The organism is Lysinimonas soli (genome assembly GCF_042655435.1).
GTDB lineage: Bacteria > Actinomycetota > Actinomycetes > Actinomycetales > Microbacteriaceae > Lysinimonas > Lysinimonas soli.
In genome coordinates this window covers 60,687-81,094 of record NZ_JBHSMG010000006.1, presented here as the reverse complement: position 1 = coordinate 81,094, position 20,408 = coordinate 60,687, and the positions used below count along the sequence as shown (strand labels likewise).

The window sequence follows — 20,408 nt, the reverse complement described above, 5'->3', positions numbered from 1 at the left end:
CGCCCACTAAAATCTCCTCATGTCCGATCCTCTTCCCGTCGCCGGCTGGTACCCCGATCCCGAGTTCGCCGGTCAGGACCGCTGGTGGGACGGGACGAGCTGGTCGCCGCATCGGCGGCCGTCGGCACCCGCGTTCGCCCCGGTTCCGCCGCCGTCGCCCGACTTCGCCGCTGCGCCGGCCCCGGCTCCGGCGTGGGCGACCGCGCCGGCGAGCGCCCCGCCCGCCGCACCGCCCGGGTACACCCTCGGCACCGCGCCCGGCGGTCCACCCGCATACGCCCCGGCGCCGACCGCACGCAACACGACCGCGCTCGTCGGGTTCATCCTGTCGATGAGCGGGATCCTCTTCCCGTTCCTGCTCAACACCCTGGCCGGCGGCATCGTCTCGATCGTCGGATTGCAGCGCTCGAAGCAGCTCGCCGCCGAGGGCGTGGTCGCCACCGGTCGCGGCCTGTCGATCGCGGGGATCCTGGTCGGGTTCATCTGCGCGTTCCTGACCATCGCCCTCTTCGTGGGGATCGTGCTGTTGTCGATCTGGGCCTCCCAGCTCGACGGCGGCGGCTACTCGACCAACGCCTGAGGCTCATGAGCGGAACACCCGCGACCGTCGCCCTGGTCGCCGCCGGCATCCCCTTCGTCGAGCACGCCTATGCGCACGACCCGACCGCGATCAGCTTCGGCCTCGAGGCCGCGCAGGCGCTCGGCGTCGAGCCGGATCGCGTGTTCAAGACCCTGCTGGCCGAGGTCGACGGCCGGCTCGTGGTCGGAGTGGTTCCGGTGACCGGCAAGCTCGACCTCAAGGGGCTCGCCGCCGCGGTGGCCGGCAAGAGGGCGGTCATGGCGGATCCGGCGGTCGCCGAGCGGCGCACCGGATACGTCGTCGGCGGGATCAGCCCGATCGGGCAGAAGACCCGGCACCCGACCGTGCTCGACGAGACCGTCGAGCTCTGGGACACCGTCTTCGTCAGCGGCGGGCGCCGCGGATTCGACATCGAGCTCGCCCCGGCCGATCTGGTGCGGGCGACCGAGGCGACGATCGCCGCGATCGCGACGGGCTGACGCCCCGCCGGCGACGCGACGGCCGGCTACCCGACGGCGGCTACGCCACCGCGGTCAGCCCGAGCTCGGCCGGCGAGGCGAGCAGTGCATGCCGCGGGACGACCCGCACGGTGTAGCCGAAGCTCCCCGAGCGGTCGAGGGCCACGGTGCCCGCATAGGTGGCAAGAGCCGCCGGGGAGCTCACGGCATCCACGCTGTCCAGCTCCAGTTCGATCGTGCGCACCTCGGCCAGCTCGTCGCCGTCGCGAGCGCGACCGTAGACCAGCTCGACCGCCAGGTCGTCAGGGCTCAGGCCGCCCAGCTGCACGAAGGCGCGCACCTGCAGCTGCTCCCCGACCTGCGGCACCGCGTCCACTCCCCCGGACTCGACGTGCGTCACGTGCACCCCGGGCCAGGCCGCGACGACGCGCGCCTTCCAGGCCGCCAGTTCGCGGGCCGGCTGGTACGACTTCGCGCTGATGGCCCGCTCGGCGGCCGCCGCGGGCAGGTACAGCTGCTCGACGTACTCGCGCACCATGCGGGTCGCCGAGAGCTCCGGCGACAGCGTCGCGAGGGTGTGCCGGATGTGCGCGACCCATCGGGTCGGCACACCGTCGGCCCCTCGGTCGTAGAAGGTCGGCGCGATCTGGTGCTCGATGAGGTCGTACATCGACGCCGCCTCGAGCGCGTCGCGCTCCGCCCCGTCGCCGGCGCTGTCGGCCGAGGGGATCGCCCAGCCGTCCTCCTCGTCGTAGTACTCGTTCCACCAGCCGTCGAGGATCGACAGGTTGAGCGAGCCGTTCAGCGCGGCCTTCATCCCCGAGGTCCCGCAGGCCTCGAGGGGCCGCAGCGGGTTGTTCAGCCAGACGTCGGTGCCGGGGTAGAGCAGCTGGGCCATGCCGATGTCGTAGTTCGGCAGGAAGTGGATGCGCTCGCGCACGTCGACCTCCTGCGAGAACTCGACGAGCCGCTGGATCAGCCGCTTGCCCTCGTCGTCGGCCGGATGCGACTTGCCGGCGATGACGATCTGCACCGGCCGCTCCGGATGCGTCAGCAGCGCCCGCAGTCGCTGCGGGTCGTGCAGCATGAGCGTCAGCCGCTTGTAGGTGGGAACCCGTCGGGCGAACCCGATCGTGAGGATCTGCGGGTCGAGCAGGCTGCCGAACCAGCTGGGGTCGCCCACTCCGGGGTTCTCCTCCGCCCACGCCGCCGAGGTACGGCGCCGGGCATCCGCGACGAGCTGCGACCGCAGACGACCCCGCATGGCCCACAGCTCGGCATCGCTCACGGCGGCGGATGCCCAGTCGGCCACCGTGGTGTCCGAGGTGCCCAGCCGCGAGGCCGCGACCGCCGAGACCGTCGGATCGACCCAGGTGGGGGCGTGCACCCCGTTGGTGATGGAGCCGATCGGCACGTCATCCGCGTCGAATCCCGGCCAGAGCGCCCCGAACATGTGGCGGCTCACGTCGCCGTGCAGTTTCGAGACGCCGTTGGCGCGCTGGGCGAGGCGCAGGCCCATGACCGCCATGTTGAACGCGTCGGGGGCGCCGGCGTTCATCCCATCGGGTTCGGCACCCAGGGCGAGCACGTCGTCGACGTCGACCCCCGGCAGCAGCTCGGTCGAGAAGTAGCGCCGCACGAGCGAGGCCTCGAAGCGGTCGATGCCCGCGGGAACCGGCGTGTGGGTCGTGAAGACCGTGCCGGCGCGCACGGCCTGGAGCGCCTCGTCGAAGGTCAGTCCGTTGCCGATCAGGTCGCTGACCCGCTCCAGCCCGAGGAATCCGGCGTGGCCCTCGTTGGTGTGGAAGACCTGCGGCGCCGGGATTCCGGCGAGCGAGGTGTAGGTCTTCACGGCCCGAGCACCGCCGATTCCGAGAAGCAGCTCCTGCAGCAGGCGGTGCTCGCCGCCACCGCCGTAGAGCCGGTCCGTGACCCCGCGCAGTTCTTCGCCGTTCTCCTGAACGTCGGTGTCCAGCAGCAGCAGGGTGACGCGCCCGACGGCCAGCTGCCAGATCCGCGCGTGCAGAGCGCGGCCCTCGGGCAGGGCGAGCACGACGTGGGCCGCCGACCCGTCCGGATACCGCAGCACCCGCATCGGAAGACCGTCGGGATCGAGCACCGGGTAGCTCTCCTCCTGCCATCCGTCGCGCGAGATCGACTGACGGAAGTAGCCGGCGCGGTAGAAGAGGCCGACGCCCACGATCGGCACGCCGAGGTCGGAGGCGGTCTTGAGGTGATCGCCCGCGAGGATCCCGAGCCCGCCCGAGTACTGAGGTAGCGCCGCGGCGATGCCGAACTCGGGTGAGAAGTAGGCGATCGTGCCGGGCACCTCCCCCTCGAGCGACTGGAACCAGCGCGGCGCGCTCAAGTAGTCGCGCAGCTCGTCGCGCAACGCGTTCGCGCGGCCCACGAACGCCTCGTCGGCGGACAATTCGGCGAGCCGGGATGCCGCGATCTCGCCGAGCAGGCCGATCGGGTCCTTGCCCTGTTCGTCCCAGGTCTCGGGGGCGATGTCGCGGAACAGCTCGAGCGTGGGCTGATGCCACGACCAGCGCAGGTTGCTGGCGAGCTCATCGAGCGCGGAGAGGTTGTCGGGCAGGACGGTACGGACGGTGAATCGTCGGATGGCCTTCACCTGCCCACCCTACGAGGTCGCGCAGGGGGGCTACGACCGCAGGGACCCCACGAGTTCGCGCGCCTCGTCGTGGAGGTCCTCCTCGACCGATTCCTCGGCCCTCGCCGCGGTCACAACCGGTACCGAGGTCGCCGGGGCATCCGACACCACCGACGCCGCGGCGGAGGTGCGCGCGGCCCTCCGGCGGCGCGCCTCGACGAGACCCGAGGCGATCATGAACCCCGCGTAGAGGAACAGCACGCCCGCCACGAGGGGCACGATCACGTTGCGCAGACCGCCGTTGACGACGTTGTTGACCCAGCCGATGTAGGGAACGGCGTACCAGACGACGCCGCGCACCTGCACGGGCTTCACCGCGGGTGAGTCGGGCAGCGAGTTGGCATCGCCCTTCGTGATGAAGCTCGGCTCGCCGCCGGGGGTGGTCGGCTCGATGATCCGGATGACCCGATGGGTGACGACCTCGGGCTGGCCCGACTTGATCTGATAGGTCATGACGTCGCCGAGCCGGATCTGATGCACGTCGACCGACTTCACGACGACGAGCGTTCCGGCCGGGTAGCTCGGCGTCATCGAGCTGGTCAGCACGGTGTACGGCGTGGCGTGGCTGACCATGGGCAGCGCGATCACCAGCACGGCGATCAGCGCGACCAGGCCCATCAGGCCCAGGCTCAGTCCGACGCCGACGTAGTGCAGCGCGCCCTTTCGCTTCGCCGGGGCGGCGGCGCGAGGTGAGATGTCGTTCATCGATCCATTCCGATCTGTCGTAGCTTCGTTTCGGGTGTGTCGCGGGCTGCTCGGCGACGGCGCACGAGCAGGAAGAGCAGGGTGCCGAGCACCCACATCGCGATCCAGAACTCGACGGTGTACTCCTGGAAGAAGCGCTCGGTGTTGGCGACGAGGAACCCCACGTCGCGGGGCGGCTGGGCGTGACCCGTGGTGACGGGTGCCTGCGGTATCGAGACGGATCCGCTGCCCGCCGCCCATCCGCGCGCCGTGCGGTGGTAGGGGGTCGGGCCCGTCGACGAGTCGCGCGGGGCGGGCAGTCCCCCGACCGATGCGCCGTCGCTCGGGCAGTCGGCCGGCGCCGGCGCGGCGCTGTCGGTGCTGCGGAAGGTGACCCTGAGCTCGAAGGCGACCCAGCCCGACTGGCCGGCCGTGCCATCCAGCGATGAGACCGCGATGGCGTTGTCGAGTCGCACGGCGGCTCCCGAGCCGACGAGTTGACCGTCGGCGAGCGCGGCGCAGGGCTGCGCGGCCGACAGGGGAACCGGAGCGCCGGGCCGGGCATCGCTCGAGGTCGTGATGCTCGTCGCGTCGGCCAGGGCGAGGTCATCCGTCGCCACCCGGGAGAGCGTCACGCGCAGCAGTCCCGACCCGGTCGCCGCGTTGCGAACGTATACCGAGCGGGTCGCGATGCTCCCGGGGACCATCAGCACCCCGGCGAACAGCTGCCCGCTGTAGTCGGACGCCCAGTGGATGCCGTCCGCACTGAACTGCACGGAGGGCGAGTCGGCTCGCGCCGCATCCGGTCCCGCGAACAGCGCGGCCGAGGCGAGCGCGGCCGTCGTCAGGGCGACCGCGATACGCGGTGCCCGGTGGCGCGGTGCCCGGTGGATGGTCTGCGTTCCCATGGCGATCACTGCAGGTCGTTGGCCGTGCAGCCGTTGCCGAGGTTGAGGAAGTTCGCCGTGATGGTCCCGGTGCCGACGAGCGTCCCGTTGCCGTCGACGAAGCTCACGCTGAAGGTGCCGAGGCCGTAGCTGCTGACCGTCGAGAAGGCGAGCGTCGCGCCCGAGGCCGTCGTCGCGGTGGTGACCACCTCGCTCGTGGTGCCGCCGTGCGTCACGAGCACGTGGTACGGGCCGGTCGCCGCCGACGTCCATGACCAGGTCCATGAGCCGAGCCCGGTCGAGCAGCTGAAGCTCTGGAACGCCTGCGACAGGAGGAACTGCTGGTAGACGGTGCCGGCGCACGGCGCCTGGGTCATGCCGCCGAGGTTCTCGCCCGTGCCGCTCATCGAGGTCAGGCACATGCCCGAGTAGGCGCTCACGATCTCGTAGACGCCCGGCGAGACGGTCTGCAGCTGCCACTGCTGATTCGTGGCGGTCGAGGCCGTGCCCGCGGTGTTGACCGTGACGGCGGCACCGGATGCGGTCGAGCTGTTGTCGTCGATGCGCAGTCCCGACGCGTTGCGCGGCGCGATCGTGAAGTAGCCCGTGACCCCGCTGGGGCTGAGGTCCCACTGCTGGTTCGCCGCACCCGAGGTCTTGCAGTCGTAGGAGATGACGATCGTGCCCGTCGTGCTGCCGGCGCCGGAGACGTCGGCGCAGTAGTCGTAGCTCGCGTTCGAGAAATTCGGCCGGATCCACATCCAGTGCGTCGTGTCGGGCGTCGCCGCGGGGTAGACGTACTGCGACGACTGGGTCGTCGTCGCCGAGGTCGAGCCGGTGAACGAGCCGACGGTGATCGTCGCCGTGATCTTGGGGCTGAAGGTCATGCTGCCGCCCGAGGTGGCGAGCGTCTCGCGCGAGGCGACCGAACTGCGGATGCAGTAGACCGCGCTGGCCCCCGGTGCGAGAGTCGTCGAGACCGCGGGCGAGGCCGACCACAGCGCGGTCGTGGCGCCACCCGGAACCGTCGTGGTCGCCGTGCAATTGGCGGCCGAGGTGGTCGACCACACCGACGCCGTCACCTTGCCGGCGAGGGTCGCGGTCGCGGCCGGGCCGAAAGTGAGCGTGACCGCACCCGACCGGGTGCTGCTGGTCGTGGTGGTGTTCGCGACCGTGACGCTGCCGGTGGTGACGAGGGCATCGTTGCCGAAGGTGTAGCCGACCGAGGTGAAGTTCGAGGTGCTCAGGCTGAGCGTCGCGGCTCCCACCGTCGAGGTGGCCGAGACGCTCGTGACCCAGTAGGCGTAACCCGCCGTGCTGCCGGCCAGGACGAAGAAGGCGACGAGGAAGGCGGCGATGCCGAGCTTGCCGCGGACGGTTCCCGGGTTCGGCAGCAAGCGAGCGAGACGGCGCGGCATCAGTTGGGCACCTGGGTCGAGTCGAGGATGAGCGAGAACGCCGTCGAGGCGCCCGCGGCCGACGCGGCGGCCGATGCGGGCAGGGTCGCCTGCACGCAGACCGTCGAACTCGCACCGCCCGCGAGGGTCCCGGCGGCCGCCGCCGTGGTGGTGAGCGCCGCGCCGCTGATCACGGTCGCCGGGCAGGTGCCCGACGCGATCCGGATCTCGAACGGCGCGGTCGTCGCGGCGAGGCGCGCAGTCAGGGTCGACGAGGCCGAGCCGGTGCTCGCGATCGTGAGCTGCTGCCCGACCACATCGCCGGGGAGCATGGTCGCCCAGGCGGTGGTGGGGATCGCGGCGACCGTCCCGGCCGTGCCGGTGCCGTACTTGACGGTGAGGGCCAGGTTGCCGCTGGTGATCGTGATGACGGGGGTCGTCGCGCGCGAGTTGAGGAAGGCGTAGCTGCCCCCGGCCAGACCGGCTGCGACCAGGATGCCGGTGGCGAGCGCGGCCGTGGCGCCGAGCGCCGCGCGCACCGAGAGGCGCATCACGCCGCGAGAGGCCGACCGGGTTCGGATCGCCCGGCCCACCCGCAGGAGACCGACGGCCGTGCGGCGCAGGATGCGTGCCTGGCTCATGGTCTGCGACCTTTCGTGGGTGGGGCGGGCGGGTGAGGCGGGCGGGTGAGGCGGGCGGGGCGGGTAAGGCAGGTGGGGCGAGGGTGTTCCCCCGGGGGTCCGCCGTGCGTGGGACACGGCGGACCCCCGGGGAAGCGGGTTACGGCGTCTGGGTCTGCGTCAGCGTGACGGCACCGGCACCGAAGGTGACGTTGCCCAGCTGCGAGGAGTTGTCCGACGCGTACGGGAACTGGACGGTCATCACGACGGTCACGGTGCTGGTCCCGCTGTTCGAGGCGACCTTGTACGTTCCGCTCGTGGTGCTCGCGGCGATGTTGGCGCCGCTGATCGAGAACGTGGCGCTCTTGGTCAGCGCGGTCGCCAGGGCGACATCGGCGGCACCGGTCGTCGCACCCGAGATCGTGCCGGGCGTGGTGACGACCGTGAAGAGCAGGTTGTCGCCGGTGGCGGCCAGGTTGAAGGTCTGGGTGTAGGTGAGGGTGTCACCCGGGACGACCTTGAAGGTCGAGGGGTTGATCGTGGTACTGCCGGACTTCCAGACCCCGGCCGTGCCGGCGGTGACGCCGAGCGAGCCGGAGCTGATGGTCTGGGTCGAGCCGACGCTCGCGGAGCTGTTCCACGAGGCGAGGGTGCCCGCGCCGCCCATGAGCAGGATGACGCCGGCCGCGGTGGCGATGGCGCCCTTGGTGAGCTTGTTCATTTCGGGTTTCCTTTCACGGCATCGCAGTGATGTCGAGTTCTGGGGCTCGAGGCGCGCGAGGGCATGCTGCCGCTCACGAGGTGACTGCCTCGAGACGAGAGAGATATCGGGTTCGCACGGTTCCGTGCGTGCCAATCGGGTGAAGTGCAGACCGTTCGGCTGAGCGCTCGGCATGCACAGGGAACTTCCCCCGACGAAGACACTACGTGTCCTCCTTAGGGTGGACAACCCGCAAACCACCCCCACTAAAGGGCACGGTCATTGGGATTTTCTCATCCGCAATTCGCGGCTCTGATCAGCATTTTTGTATCTCATTTCCTGCAAATTCCGGTTTTGTACCCGGGGTACAACTCGGTGCGCCCTCGACGTCGATTCCGGGGGACACGCGAAGCGTCCTCACCACGCCGCGGCCGGACGCGGTACCGTCAGGTGATGCCCGCCAACGTCTCTGCCGCGCGTTCCCCGAGCGACCCCGCGTCGGGCCGTCCCCCGGGATCGGCGACCGCATCGGCGATCCTGCCGACCGTCCCCGCGCGGATCGGCCGCATCCCGATCCGTCAACTGGCACCCCAGCAGCCCGAGAACCGCTGGCCGGCCACCGGGTATGCGGGCGAGGTGGTCCCCTTCGAGGCGACCGTGTTCCGCGAGGGGCACGGGCTGCTGCGCGTCGAACTCGTGCTGAGCGACCCCGACGGCGTGGAGTCCACGCACCCGATGACGCTGATCGCCCCCGGAACCGACCGGTGGCGGGCCGAGGTCCGGCTGGATCGCACGGGCCGGTGGCCCTGGCGGGTGCGCGCGGCGAGCGACGACTGGGCCAGCTGGCTGCACACCGCCGAGATCAAGATCGCCGCGGGCCAGGATGTCGAACTCGTCTTCGCGGGCGCCGTGCAGCTGCTCGAGGGGCACCGCGGCAAGATCTTCGGCGAGGCTCGCGCCGCCTTCGCGGACACGCACCTCACCCCCGCCGCCCGTCTCAAGCTCGCGCACGATCCGCGGCTGACCGCTGCGATCGCCGCGCAGCCGGTCGAGTCGCTCGTCACCGAGTCCGAGTCGCTCGAGCTGCGCGTCGAGCGGGCCCGCGCCGCGGTCGGCGCCTGGTACGAGTTCTTCCCGCGCTCGGAGGGCGCGAAGCGCGCCAAGGACGGCACCTGGATCAGCGGTACCTTCCGCACCGCATCCCGCCGACTGCCCGGGGTGGCGGCGATGGGCTTCGACGTCGTGTACCTGCCGCCCGTTCACCCCATCGGGCGCACCTTCCGCAAGGGGCCAAACAACTCGACCGAAGCCGGCCCGCGCGACCCCGGCAGCCCCTGGGCGATCGGGGCGGCCGAGGGCGGCCACGACGCGCTGCATCCTGAGCTCGGCGGCTGGGCCGACTTCCGCTACTTCCTGGGGGTGGCTGCCCGCAACGGGCTCGAGGTCGCGATCGACCTGGCCCTGCAGTGCTCTCCCGACCACCCCTGGGTGACCGAGCATCCCGAGTGGTTCACGCGGCGGCCGGACGGCTCGATCGCCTACGCCGAGAACCCGCCGAAGAAGTACCAGGACATCTACCCGCTGAACTTCGACAACGATCCCGAAGGGATCCGCGCGGAGGTGCTGCGGATCGTGGAGTTCTGGATCGCCAAGGGCATCAGGATCTTCCGGGTCGACAATCCGCACACGAAGCCGCTGGCCTTCTGGGAGTGGCTGCTCGGGGTCGTCAACGAGAGTCATCCGGACGTGGTGTTCCTCGCCGAGGCCTTCACCCGCCCGCCCATGCTGCACTCGCTGGCCGGCGCCGGATTCCAGCAGTCCTACACCTACTTCACCTGGCGCAACACGAAACCCGAGCTCGAGGAGTTCTTCCAGGAGATCGCGGGGCCGTCGGCGGACTACCTGCACCCGAACCTGTTCGTGAACACGCCCGACATCCTCACCGAGTTCCTGCAGTTCGGCGGGCCACCCGCCTACAAGATCCGGGCCGCTCTCGCCGCGACCGCGTCGCCGAGCTGGGGGGTCTACACCGGCTACGAGCTGTTCGAAGACGTCGCGCGGCCGGGCAGCGAAGAGAACATCGACAACGAGAAGTACGAGTACAAGTCGCGCGACTGGGCGCGGATCGCCAAGGCGGGCACCTCGCTGGCCCCGTACCTGACCCGCCTCAACGAGATCCGCGCCGAGCATCCCGCGCTCGCCCAGCTGCGCAACCTCAGCGTGCACTGGAGCGACGACGAATCGGTGCTCGTCTACGGCAAGCACCTCGACGGGGCCTTCGCGCCCTCCGGCGTCAGCGACAGCATCATCGTCGTGGCCAATGTCGACCCCCATTCGGTGCGCGAGACCATCGTGCACCTCGACCTGACCCGCTTCGGGCTCGAGCCGGGCGATCGCTTCGTCGTGACGGAGCTGATCACGGGCGCCGAGTGGGACTGGAGCGAGTCGAACTACGTGCGCCTGGACGCCTTCGCCGAGCCCGTGCACATCCTGTCGATCCGGCACGCCGAACCCCCCGCGCGTGGGGAGGCCTGATGCCCGCGAACCGCACGCCGGCCACGCCGCCCGTCGACTCCGGGCTGCCGGCCCTGCACCCCGACCACCTGGCGGCGCTCGTGGAGGGGCGGCATCCGCGTCCGCACGACGCACTGGGGCAGCATCCGGCCGAACTGGATGGCGCGAGCGGCTTCGTGATCCGGGCCATCCGACCGCTCGCCGAGAGCGTCACGGCGATCCGGGCGGACGGCACCCGCATCCGTCTCGAGCACGTCGCCCGCGGGCTGTGGCACGGATTCGCCCCGGGCGCCGGGCAGGCGTACGCGCTCGAGGCGAGCTACGCGGGTGCGCCGAGTTGGACGGCCGACGACCCGTACCGCTTCGTGCCCACCGTCGGTGAGGTCGACCTGTACCTCTGGGGCGAGGGCCGTCACGAGCAGCTCTGGGACGTGCTCGGCAGCCACTACCGCCCGCACGAGGGGATCGAGGGGACGGGCTTCTCGGTCTGGGCCCCGCACGCCCTCGCCGCTCGGGTGGTCGGCGACTTCAACCGCTGGGACGGCGTGCAGCACGCCATGCGCCGGCTCGACGACAACGGCGTCTGGGAACTGTTCGTCCCCGGGTTGCAGCCCGGCAGCGCGTACAAGTTCGAACTGCTCACGCAGGCCGGCGTGTGGGTGACCCGGGCCGACCCGATGGCGCAGTACACCGAAGTGCCACCGGCCACGGCCTCCGTCATCGGTCAGACCCGCTACGCCTGGGGCGACGCCGAGTGGATGTCGGCGCGCGCGCGGATCGATCCGCACAACTCGCCGATGAGCGTCTACGAGATGCACATCGGCTCGTGGCGCCCCGGGCTCGGCTACCGCGAACTGGCCGATCAGCTCATCGACTACCTGAGCGAGCTGGCGTACACGCACGTGGAGTTCCTTCCCGTGGCCGAGCATCCCTTCGGCGGCTCGTGGGGCTACCAGGTGACCGGGTACTACGCCCCGACCAGCCGGTTCGGGCATCCCGACGACTTCCGCTACCTCGTCGACCGCCTGCATCGGGCCGGCATCGGCGTGATCGTCGACTGGGTGCCCGCGCACTTCCCCAAAGACGAGTGGGCGCTCGCCCGCTTCGACGGGCAGCCGCTCTACGAGCACAGCGACCCGCGCCGCGGCGAGCAGCCCGACTGGGGCACGCTCGTGTTCAACTTCGGCGACTCTCAGGTGCGCAACTTCCTGGTCGCCAACGCGGTCTACTGGCTCGAGGTGTTCCACATCGACGGGCTGCGGGTGGATGCCGTGGCGAGCATGCTCTACCTGGACTACTCGCGCAAAGACGGCGAGTGGCTGCCCAACAGGTTCGGCGGACGGGAGAACCTCGAGGCCATCTCGTTCCTGCAGGAGGCGAACGCGACGGCCTACAAGCGCAATCCGGGCATCGTCATGATCGCCGAGGAGTCGACCTCATGGGGCGGGGTCACGCACCCGACCGAGGGCGGCGGCCTGGGCTTCGGGCTCAAGTGGAACATGGGCTGGATGCACGACTCGCTGCAGTACATGCACGAGAACCCGATGTGGCGTGCCGACCACCACAACGACATCACCTTCAGCTTTCTCTACGCCTTCAGCGAGAGCTTCCTGCTGCCGATCAGCCACGACGAGGTCGTGCACGGCAAGGGGTCGCTGCTGGCCAAGATGCCGGGCGACCAGTGGCAGAAGCTCGCGAACGTGCGGGCGTACCTGTCGTTCATGTGGGCGCATCCGGGCAAGCAGCTGCTGTTCATGGGCAGCGAGTTCGGTCAGCCGAGCGAGTGGAGCGAGCAGCGCGGGCTGGACTGGTGGATTCTCGACCACCCCGAGCACCAGGGCCTGCAGCGCCTGGTCGGGCAGCTCAACCGGGTCTACCGCGAGCAGCCGGCGCTCTGGGAGCAGGACAACACCCCCGCCGGCTTCGAGTGGCTCGCCAACGATCCGCAGCGCAACGTGGTCGCCTTCGTGCGCTGGTCACGCGCGGGCGAGGCGCTGGCCTGCCTCGTCAACTTCGGCGGCAACCCGGTCGGCCCCTACCGGGTCGGCCTGCCCTTCGTCGGGCACTGGGCCGAGATCCTGAACTCGGATGCCACCGACTTCGGCGGCTCGGGAGTGGGCAACCTCGGCGGAGTCGAGGCCGTGGCCGAGCCGTGGGGCGGTCATCCCGCCTCCGTCGAACTCACGCTGCCGCCGCTGGCGGCCGTGTGGCTGAAGGGCGAGCGCTAGCCCCTCAGCGGGGCCCGAGCCCGCTCGGCTCGTACCGGGCGGCTCAGTACAGCAGGTTCGTCAGTCGACGGCGCGCCGTCAGCACGCGCGGGTCGTCGGCCCCGGCGATCTCGAAGTACTCCAGCAGGCGGGCGCGCACGGCGTCCTTCGACTTCTGGTCCAGCGACGGGAACAGGTCGAGCAGGCGGTCGAATGCATCGTCCAGATGACCCCCGCTCACGTCGAGGTCGGCGACCGCGAGGGCGGCCTCGGCATCCGCGGGCGCTGCGGCCGCTGCCGACCGGATCGCGGCGGCATCCGCGCCGACGAGTCGCTGCAGCAACGAGGCCTGCGCGAGGCCGGCCACCGCGAGGGCATCGCGCGGATTCTGAGCGATCGCGAGCTTGTACTCCGCGACCGCGGTGGCGTAGTCACCCGCGGCGATCGCGTCGTACGCCTCCTGGTGGTGCGGAGGAAGCGGTTCTTCGACCGGCTCGGCGGGCTGGCCATCTGCGGCATCCGCACCGTGATCCCCCTCGACGGGAAGCGATCCGGTGACCCCGTTCTGGGCCGCGAGCGCGAGCAGCTCGTCGAAGACCTGGCGCACCTCGGCATCGGCCGGGAGGCCGACGAACAGGTTGACGGGACGCCCCGCGATGATCGCCGCCACGGCCGGCACCTCGCGCACCTGGAACGCCTGGGCGAGCTGGGGGTTCACCGAGCCGTCGACCGTGGCGAGCGCGAGCTTGCCCCGGTAGGACGTGACGATGGGAGCCAGGGCGGGCGCGATGCCGGGGGCGTAGAACTCGACGATGACCGGGACGCGGCTCGAGAGCTCGATGACGCTCTCGAAGCTCGCGTCGGTGACCGCGAAGACGAGCCCGTTCGCGCCCGGAACCGGCGCGTCGGCGGCACCCGGTGCGCCGGGAGCCGGTTGGGGGGCATTCGCACGGCGGACGAGAGACGACAGGTCGACGGCGCCGCGCAGACTCGGACCGGGAACGTTGCTCACGTCGACAAGTCTTCCATCCGGCGGACCGTCCCGCTCACCGCCGGGCGGGCGACGGGACTCACGGGACCTCGCTCGCCGAGATGAGCCCCTGGCCGAACCCCAACAGCTGGATCTTGGCGCCCGACTTGCTCACGGGAGGCACGTAGAACAGCAGTTGCATGCCGTAGGTCGCCGTGATGCCCTTGACGCTCTGGGCCTTGCCCGACAGCAGCTTGACCTGGCCCTGCGGGTTGATCGCGGCTCCGGCTTCGGTGGGGGTGACCGTCTCGGTGTCATCGAGGTTCACCGCGACGATCTGGCCCGAGTCATTGGTGCCGAAGGCGATCGACTCGCCCGGCCCCGGACCGTTGCTGTAGGCGACCGTCGCCGTGCTCGGCAGCTTCGACTTCTGGTCCTGCTTGTGGGCGTACCCCACCGCCGTGCGCAGCTTGTCGCCCGTCGCCGAGAACTGATCGTTGTACGTGCTGGCATCGCCCTTGATGAGGATGTCGCCGTAGGCCGCCGCCAGGTCGGAGGGAGCGAGGATCCCCAGCTTGTTGTCGTTGAGCAGCCGGGCGGCGCCGACCGTGGCCGGCGCCACCTTGGGCACTCCCAGCTCGAGCGTCATCAGGTACTCGACCTTGTAGTTGTCGCGCGGAGCCTTCTGCACGAGCATGAGCGCGACGGGCGCCGTCTTCGGGTCGGTGGGCTGGATGACCGCGAGAACCGCGCGGGGCCAGGTGTCGCTCTGCTGCGGCAGCGAGACCTTCAACTCGCCCTGCGGGATCGCGGGCAGGGCGGGTTGAGTCGAATCCGCGGCCCGGATCGCGTAGTTGGCCACGCGCAGCTGCAGGGCGGGCCCGTCGAGCCGGGTCGCGGCCAGCTTCGCGTCGCTCTTGGCGTCGGCGGCGGTCACCGTCTGCACGACGTTCGCGACGATCTGCTTGAGCTGCGGAGCGGTGACCGCGATCTGCTGCAGGCCGGCACCGCCCGGCACCGTCGAGGTCGACGTCGGGGTTGCCGAGCTGCTCGACCCCCCCGACGAGCCGAAGACCGAGCATCCGCTGAGGGCCAGGGTGCTGCCGAGGACGAGCGAGACCGCGACGAGGTTGCGGCGCCGGCCGCGCGCGGCGCCCGCGGTGAGGGCCGGCTGGGTTCCGGTGCGACCGCGCTTGAGCTGCGGCGGCTTCGGATTGCGCGGCAGGCGGGGCTGACGGCGGCGCGGCCCCCGGCGGCGACGGGCGTGCACGAGTGCCCAGAGGAACGCGCCGAGGCCGAGCAGCAGCGCGCCGATGCCGCCGATGATCAGCGGGCCCGACCAGGGGGCCGAGTTGTCGAGCGGCCAGGTGACCGCGATGTGGTCGGGGGCGGCCTTCTTGCCGTCCGACATGATGATGACCGTCGCGTCGGTCGGCACGTTCACGCGACGGATCAGCTGATCAGTGCCGCTGAACTCCTGGTCCCAGAGGTCCGAGCCGACCGGCGACGGCGCCGTGTCGGCCTCCCCGCGCACGCGCTTCGTCGTGAGCTTCTGCTTCACGGCGTCGAAGGTCACCTTCGTGTAGCTGGTCTTGCCGACCCAGGCGAGCACGTCGCTCGTGCGGCCGTCGGCGACGAAGACCTTCTTGGCTCCCGACACGGTGATCGCCTGGGTTCCCTCGAAGCTGTGGAGGGTCGCGCCGTCGATGAGCGTGATGGGCGTGCTCGCGTCGGTGGTGACACTCGCCGTGAAGGAGGCCGGGCCGGCCAGGATGGTGCGCTGCGCGATGCCGTAACCGATGGACACGAAGGCCAGCAGGAACAGCACGATCGCAATCACGAATCGCAAAGGGTGAACTCCTCTTCTTGTGCTGCCGCAGCGACCGACGGTCGAACCCACGGCCCGATCCGCCGCGAGGGCCGGATGCGGGAACCCGACGGGCTAGGACGTCGGGACAGCAGACAAAGACACACCAGGTTACCGGATGCCCCGGCTCGGACGGCGGGATGACCTGACAGTAACCTGACAGTCTGCTGAATCGAAGGCCGCACTCGAGCCCCGGCGCTCATGGTGCTGCGGCTACACTCGGAGGGTTCCCCCCGCCCGAATCCGGGCCGATAACTCACCGAACTTTCCACTCCAAGGAGCGAACTGTGGCGGCAGACGACGCGGGCTTCGGCACCGAATTGCGCGGATACAAGAAGGACGAAGTCGACCAGGCCGTCAACGAGTTGCGGCGCGACCTCATCAAGGCCAATGCCGACAAGGCGGAGCAGGCCAAGGAGCTCAAGCGGCTCCATGCCGTGGCCGAGGATCTTCAGGCCGAGCTCGACGAGGTCGGCAGCCCGACCTACTCCGGCCTCGGGACCAAGCTCGAGAACACGCTCCGGATCGCCGAAGAGCAGTCGACCCGCCTCATCAGCCAGGCCGACATCGACGCCGAGAAGCTGCGCGCCAGCGTCACCGCCGAGGTGCAGCGGGCCCGCGAAGAAGCGGCGGAGCACGCCGAAAAGCTCATCACCGAGGCCCAGGCCCACGTCGAGCAGATCACGAGCGGCGCCCGCGACGAGGCGGAGTCGGTGGTGGCCCGCGCCGCCGCCGAAGCCGAGGCCGTCACCAATGACGCGCTGCGCGAGGCCGCCGCCATCCGTGGGGCGGTCGCCACCGAGCTCGCCGAAGCACGCTCGGGCGGCAAGCGCGAGGTCGCCGCGCTGCGCGCCGAGGCCGAGCGCGAGATCGCCGAGCTCAAGATCGTGGCCCAGCGCGAGGTCGCCGAAGCCCGCGAAGCGGCGGCCCAGCTCGCGCGGGACATCGAGCGCGGCCGAGCCGAGTTCGACGCCGAGAACACCCGTCGGCGGGCCGAGCTCGAGCACGACCTCGAAGAGGGTCGCACCAACCTGGAGCGCGAGACGGCGGACGCCCGTGCTCAGCTCGAGAGCGACACCGCCGCCGCGAACGCCGCCCTCGATGCCGACACCGAGCGGGGGCGCGCCGAACTCGACGCCAAGACCAAGCAGGCCACCGCGGAGCACGCCGCCAAGGTCGCCGCGTGGAAGTCGGAGCGCGAGGCCACGACGAAGACCGCGAAGGCCGAACTGGCTGCCGAGCTCGCCTCGCAGCGGGCCGCCCTCGAGGCCGAGATCGCCACGCAGCGCGCGGCGGTCGAGGCCGAGATCACCACGCAGCGCTCGGCGCTCGAGGCCGAGATCTCGACGCAGCGCTCCGCCTTCGAGGCCGAGATGTCGAGGGATCGCTCGGCCCTCGAGGCCGAGATCACCTCGAAGCGCACCGAGATCGATCAGGAGGTCGCGGCCAAGCGCACCGCGATCGACTCCGAGGTCGAGTCCAAGCGCATCGCGCTCGAGGCCGAGATCGCCAAGGCGACCGAGTCACTCCAAGCCGAGATCACCGGCGCCCGGACCGCGTGGGAGGCCGAACAGGCCGGCGCACGCGAATCGCTCGCCGCCGAGCTGACCGGCCAGCGCGCCGCGCACGACAACGAACTCGCCCAGGCGAAGGCGGCACACCTCTCGACGCTCGAGAAGGAGCGCGCCGATCACGATCGCGACCTGGCACGCCAGCGCGAAGAGGTCGCCCACGAGCTCGAGAACCACCGCGCCCGCATCGCGCACGAGACCGACACGCAGTCCACCACCCTCGCTGCCGCGGCGGCCCAGGCGCGCGCCGACCTCGAGGTCGAGCTCACCGCCCGCCGCGACGAGGCCGAGAAGGAGTACGTGGCGAAGCACCAGGAGGCCGCGGCATCCACTCAGAAGTACCTCGACGAGGCGGCGGCCCAGCTCAGCGAGGCGACGGCGCGGGCCGCCGAGAAGCGCGCCGAGGCCGAGAAGCTCGAGACCTCGTCGAAAGCCGAGGCCAAGTCGCTCACCGAGCAGGCGCGGGCGACCGCCAAGGAGGTGCTCGGCAACGCCGAGCAGCGCGCCAAGGCGCTCGTGAAAGAGGCCGAGAAGAAGGCGACGGCCCTCGTCAAGGATGCCGAGCAGCGTCTCGAGCAGATCCGCGTCGAGCGCGAGTCCGTGGCTGGGTACATCGCGAACCTCCGCGGCGTGCTCGATTCGGCGGAGCGCGTCTCGTCCGAGCACGGCTTCCCGACCGCGGCACCCGACGAGCCCGTGCTGACCGGAGCCACCTCGGTGGTGACCGACGCCCCGGCCCAGGAGTCCGAGCCGGCCGACCCCGAGCACCCGGACGACATCGACGAGCAGAGCCGCGAGCACGAACACGCCAGCTGACACCCGCCGGCCGCCGAAGGCCTCCGCTAACCTCGGAGCAGCCCACGACGAAAGGCCGAGCAGCCGGTGAAGATCCAGAACGCGTTCCGTGTCGGCCTGTTCGGCGGGCTCGGTGTGCTGGTCGCCGTCGCCATCGGCACGGGGGTCGGCACCCTCGCCACGATCCTCACCTACGTGGGCGCAGCGCTGTTCCTCGCCCTCGGCATCGACCCGGCCGTGTCGTTCCTGCAGCGCCACAAGTTCCCGCGCTGGGCGGCCATCGTGACCGTGCTCGTCGCGATCCTCGCCGTCTTCGCCGGCCTGGTGCTCGCCGTCATCCCCGTGATCATCGATCAGGTCAACAACCTGATCTCGAGCGTTCCCGATGTGATCAAGGCAATCCAAAGGGACAACACGATCCAGAAGTGGTGGGATGGCAGCATCCCCTGGCTGAAGTTCTCCGACGCCCTGACCCAGGTGCAGGACTTCCTAACCAAGAACATCGGCAACATCACCGGCGGGCTGTTCTCGACCGTCTTCACGATCGCCACGGGTGTCTTCGGGGTCATCATCGTGCTGATCCTGACCCTGTACTTCGTGGCCTCCCTGTCGAGCATCAAACGCGGGCTGTACCAGCTCGTCCCCGCCACCAAGCGGGACAAGTTCATCGACATCGCCGAGCAGATCAGCAAGTCGGTGGGCCGGTACGTCATCGGCCAGGGCGCGCTGGGACTGTGCAACGGCATCCTGAGCTTCATCTTCTTCTCGGTGCTGCTGCTGTTCGGGGTGAACGTGAAGTACTACGCCCTGCTGGCGTTCATCGCCTTCCTCTTCTCACTCGTGCCACTCGTGGGCACCATCACCGGGTCGGTGATCATCTCCCTGCTGGTGCTGCTGTTCAACGGCTGGCCGACCGTGATCCTGCCGATCATCTACTACGTGATCTACATGCAGGTCGAGGCCTACGTGCTCAGCCCCAACATCATGAACCGCGCCGTGCGCGTGCCGGGGGTCGTCGTCGTGATCGCCGCCCTGGCCGGCGGAACTCTGCTGGGGGTGCTCGGGGCGCTCGTGGCCATCCCCGTGGCGGCGGCCGTGCTCCTGATCATCAAGCAGGTCGTCGTCCCGCGTCAGAACGAGCTCTAGCCGCCGCCCTGGCGACCCGCGAGCTACCGCTCGACGGGCAGGCCCTCCTGCTCCCACTGGGTGATGCCGCCGAGCACGTTGACGGCGTCGTAGCCCTGCTGCTCGAGCGCCGTGACGACCCGCGCGCTGCGGCCGCCGGCGTGGCACATGACGTAGAAGGAGCCGTCGGGCAGCTCGTCGAGGTGCTGGTCGAGGGTGCTCATCGGCAGCACGAGGGCCCCCGGCACCCGGACCGTCGCCACTTCGTCGGGCTCTCGGACGTCCACGAGCACGGCGCCGGCGCCCAGGGCGACGAATTCGGTGGGGGTGATCGACTTCATGACAGGGGTCCGTTCCATTCGGTGGGTAGCGGCAAGGCCTCGGGATTGAGGCGCTCGACGATCTCGGTGAGCACGCGGCGGGTCTGCTTCTCGCCGACCCAGAGGTGCCTGCCGCCTTCGACGGCGACGACCTCCGCCTCGGGAACGGCGGCGAAGCGTTCGCGCGCTTCGGCGGGGCGCAGGTAGTCGTCAAGCTCGGGGATGACCGCCACCAGCCGCTTGCCGCTGCCGGCCCACGCGGCCAGCTCGTCGGCGGTCGCCCGATGAAGCGGCGGTGAGAGCAGGATCGCCCCCACGATCGGATGCGACAGCCCCCACTTGAGCGCGACCTCGGTGCCGAACGACCAGCCAAGCAGCCAGGGGTCCGGCAGGGCGCGCTGCGCCACGAACTCCATCGCGGCGGCCAGATCGTACCGCTCCTCGATGCCGTGGCCGAACTCGCCCTGCGAGGTGCCGTGCGGCGAGCTCACGCCGCGGAAGTTGAAACGCAGCACCGCGAGGTCGGCGAGGGCGGGCAGGCGCGCGGCGGCCTTGCGGATGACGTGCGAATCCATGAAGCCGCCGTGCGTCGGCAGCGGGTGCAGACAGACCAGGGTCGCCACCGGCTCCCGCTCCAGCGGAAGCGCGAGCTCCCCCACCAGGGTCAGGCCATCGGTCGTCTGCAGGCGCACGCTCTCACGACGGGCGGGAAGCTCGACGCCGCCGGCGATCTCGATCATGTGCGGATCTTCCAGCAGTGCGAGTGCCAGTGCCGACGCCCGGCGAGGTCGTCGGCCTCGCCCATGATCCCGTCGGCGCGCCAGGCGACCAGGTGCGCGGTTCCGGGGGTGATCTCGAGACCGCAGCCCGGGCACAGGTACACCTTGACCGCCGAGCTCGCAGCCTGCGGCTGCACGTTCCAGAGGCCGTCGCGCTTGACCTCGGTGCGCAGCCGGCCCATGAGCGCGCGCTCCAGGTCAAGGGGCTCCGCCTCGGGCTCGTACCGCGACGAGCGCGGACGATTCGAGCGGGGCATGCT

General features: G+C 70.5%; 17 protein-coding genes. 6 read left to right on the top strand and 11 right to left on the bottom strand.

The features are described 5' to 3' along the window. Positions 1–19 precede the first annotated feature (19 nt). Together ACFPJ4_RS15335 and ybaK are read left to right on the top strand one after the other, a co-directional pair. Positions 20–580, top strand: a complete 561-nt coding sequence (locus ACFPJ4_RS15335; protein WP_386741360.1) for a DUF2510 domain-containing protein — start codon at positions 20–22, stop codon at positions 578–580. A gap of 5 nt (positions 581–585) precedes the next feature. Beyond that, complete coding sequence (gene ybaK, locus ACFPJ4_RS15330) at positions 586–1,059, top strand: Cys-tRNA(Pro) deacylase (protein WP_386741359.1); 474 nt, start codon at positions 586–588, stop codon at positions 1,057–1,059. Between the two features lie 40 nt (positions 1,060–1,099). On the opposite strand, the gene glgP is transcribed toward ybaK, so the two are convergent. The 6 genes from glgP to ACFPJ4_RS15300 all read right to left on the bottom strand — a co-directional run bounded on the left by glgP (position 1,100) and on the right by ACFPJ4_RS15300 (position 8,021). Further along, entirely contained in the window at positions 1,100–3,673 is a 2,574-nt protein-coding gene (gene glgP, locus ACFPJ4_RS15325) for an alpha-glucan family phosphorylase (RefSeq protein ID WP_386741357.1), read from the bottom strand. Positions 3,674–3,703: 30 nt separating this feature from the next. After that, positions 3,704–4,417 (bottom strand): signal peptidase I, encoded by a 714-nt coding sequence (locus ACFPJ4_RS15320; RefSeq protein WP_386741356.1) that lies wholly within the window; start codon positions 4,415–4,417, stop codon positions 3,704–3,706. Further along, positions 4,414–5,304, bottom strand: coding sequence for a hypothetical protein (locus ACFPJ4_RS15315; protein WP_386741355.1), 891 nt, complete (start codon positions 5,302–5,304; stop codon positions 4,414–4,416). The genes ACFPJ4_RS15320 and ACFPJ4_RS15315 overlap by 4 nt, the downstream gene beginning before the upstream one ends. Before the next feature lie 5 nt (positions 5,305–5,309). Then, positions 5,310–6,701 (bottom strand): RICIN domain-containing protein, encoded by a 1,392-nt coding sequence (locus ACFPJ4_RS15310; RefSeq protein ID WP_386741353.1) that lies wholly within the window; start codon positions 6,699–6,701, stop codon positions 5,310–5,312. Then, positions 6,701–7,321 (bottom strand): hypothetical protein, encoded by a 621-nt coding sequence (locus ACFPJ4_RS15305; RefSeq protein WP_386741351.1) that lies wholly within the window; start codon positions 7,319–7,321, stop codon positions 6,701–6,703. The genes ACFPJ4_RS15310 and ACFPJ4_RS15305 overlap by 1 nt, the downstream gene beginning before the upstream one ends. A 139-nt stretch (positions 7,322–7,460) precedes the next feature. Further along, positions 7,461–8,021, bottom strand: coding sequence for an alternate-type signal peptide domain-containing protein (locus ACFPJ4_RS15300; RefSeq protein ID WP_386741350.1), 561 nt, complete (start codon positions 8,019–8,021; stop codon positions 7,461–7,463). Between the two features lie 432 nt (positions 8,022–8,453). Here ACFPJ4_RS15300 and ACFPJ4_RS15295 point away from each other — a divergent pair, with 432 nt between their 5' ends. Further along, positions 8,454–10,535, top strand: a complete 2,082-nt coding sequence (locus ACFPJ4_RS15295) for an alpha-1,4-glucan--maltose-1-phosphate maltosyltransferase (protein ID WP_386741348.1) — start codon at positions 8,454–8,456, stop codon at positions 10,533–10,535. Beyond that, entirely contained in the window at positions 10,535–12,742 is a 2,208-nt protein-coding gene (gene glgB / locus ACFPJ4_RS15290; protein WP_386741346.1) for a 1,4-alpha-glucan branching protein GlgB, read from the top strand. Before ACFPJ4_RS15295 ends, glgB begins: the two co-directional genes overlap by 1 nt. Before the next feature lie 43 nt (positions 12,743–12,785). Here the strand turns inward: glgB and ACFPJ4_RS15285 are convergent, their stop codons facing one another. Both ACFPJ4_RS15285 and ACFPJ4_RS15280 read right to left on the bottom strand, forming a co-directional pair. Further along, entirely contained in the window at positions 12,786–13,733 is a 948-nt protein-coding gene (locus ACFPJ4_RS15285; RefSeq protein WP_386741344.1) for a tetratricopeptide repeat protein, read from the bottom strand. Between the two features lie 58 nt (positions 13,734–13,791). Further along, positions 13,792–15,531, bottom strand: a complete 1,740-nt coding sequence (locus tag ACFPJ4_RS15280; protein WP_465262173.1) for a DUF8094 domain-containing protein — start codon at positions 15,529–15,531, stop codon at positions 13,792–13,794. A gap of 314 nt (positions 15,532–15,845) precedes the next feature. Here ACFPJ4_RS15280 and ACFPJ4_RS15275 point away from each other — a divergent pair, with 314 nt between their 5' ends. Next, a complete protein-coding gene (locus ACFPJ4_RS15275; protein ID WP_386741341.1) occupies positions 15,846–17,945 on the top strand; it encodes a hypothetical protein in 2,100 nt (699 codons plus the stop codon). A 66-nt stretch (positions 17,946–18,011) separates the two neighbouring features. Then, positions 18,012–19,070, top strand: a complete 1,059-nt coding sequence (locus tag ACFPJ4_RS15270) for an AI-2E family transporter (protein WP_386741340.1) — start codon at positions 18,012–18,014, stop codon at positions 19,068–19,070. 23 nt (positions 19,071–19,093) lie between these two features. On the opposite strand, the gene ACFPJ4_RS15265 is transcribed toward ACFPJ4_RS15270, so the two are convergent. Genes ACFPJ4_RS15265 through ACFPJ4_RS15255 form a run of 3 tightly spaced genes read right to left on the bottom strand, consistent with a single transcriptional unit; the run spans position 19,094 to position 20,405 of the window. Further along, on the bottom strand, positions 19,094–19,390 hold the full coding sequence (locus ACFPJ4_RS15265; RefSeq protein WP_386741339.1) for a rhodanese-like domain-containing protein: 297 nt from the start codon (positions 19,388–19,390) through the stop codon (positions 19,094–19,096). Next, positions 19,387–20,109, bottom strand: coding sequence for an alpha/beta hydrolase (locus ACFPJ4_RS15260; RefSeq protein ID WP_386741338.1), 723 nt, complete (start codon positions 20,107–20,109; stop codon positions 19,387–19,389). Before ACFPJ4_RS15260 ends, ACFPJ4_RS15265 begins: the two co-directional genes overlap by 4 nt. Further along, positions 20,106–20,405, bottom strand: coding sequence for a hypothetical protein (locus ACFPJ4_RS15255; protein WP_386741337.1), 300 nt, complete (start codon positions 20,403–20,405; stop codon positions 20,106–20,108). The genes ACFPJ4_RS15260 and ACFPJ4_RS15255 overlap by 4 nt, the downstream gene beginning before the upstream one ends. Between the last annotated feature and the right edge of the window lie 3 nt (positions 20,406–20,408).

Bases quoted from the DNA above. Each gene is read 5' to 3' on its own strand.
- ACFPJ4_RS15335 (WP_386741360.1), top strand. From the start codon at position 20: ATGTCCGATCCTCTTCCCGTCGCCGGCTGGTACCCCGATCCCGAGTTC.
- ybaK (WP_386741359.1), top strand. From the start codon at position 586: ATGAGCGGAACACCCGCGACCGTCGCCCTGGTCGCCGCCGGCATCCCC.
- ACFPJ4_RS15320 (WP_386741356.1), bottom strand. From the start codon at position 4,417: ATGAACGACATCTCACCTCGCGCCGCCGCCCCGGCGAAGCGAAAGGGC.
- ACFPJ4_RS15315 (WP_386741355.1), bottom strand. From the start codon at position 5,304: ATGGGAACGCAGACCATCCACCGGGCACCGCGCCACCGGGCACCGCGT.
- ACFPJ4_RS15310 (WP_386741353.1), bottom strand. From the start codon at position 6,701: ATGCCGCGCCGTCTCGCTCGCTTGCTGCCGAACCCGGGAACCGTCCGC.
- ACFPJ4_RS15305 (WP_386741351.1), bottom strand. From the start codon at position 7,321: ATGAGCCAGGCACGCATCCTGCGCCGCACGGCCGTCGGTCTCCTGCGG.
- ACFPJ4_RS15300 (WP_386741350.1), bottom strand. From the start codon at position 8,021: ATGAACAAGCTCACCAAGGGCGCCATCGCCACCGCGGCCGGCGTCATC.
- ACFPJ4_RS15295 (WP_386741348.1), top strand. From the start codon at position 8,454: ATGCCCGCCAACGTCTCTGCCGCGCGTTCCCCGAGCGACCCCGCGTCG.
- glgB (WP_386741346.1), top strand. From the start codon at position 10,535: ATGCCCGCGAACCGCACGCCGGCCACGCCGCCCGTCGACTCCGGGCTG.
- ACFPJ4_RS15265 (WP_386741339.1), bottom strand. From the start codon at position 19,390: ATGAAGTCGATCACCCCCACCGAATTCGTCGCCCTGGGCGCCGGCGCC.
- ACFPJ4_RS15260 (WP_386741338.1), bottom strand. From the start codon at position 20,109: ATGATCGAGATCGCCGGCGGCGTCGAGCTTCCCGCCCGTCGTGAGAGC.
- ACFPJ4_RS15255 (WP_386741337.1), bottom strand. From the start codon at position 20,405: ATGCCCCGCTCGAATCGTCCGCGCTCGTCGCGGTACGAGCCCGAGGCG.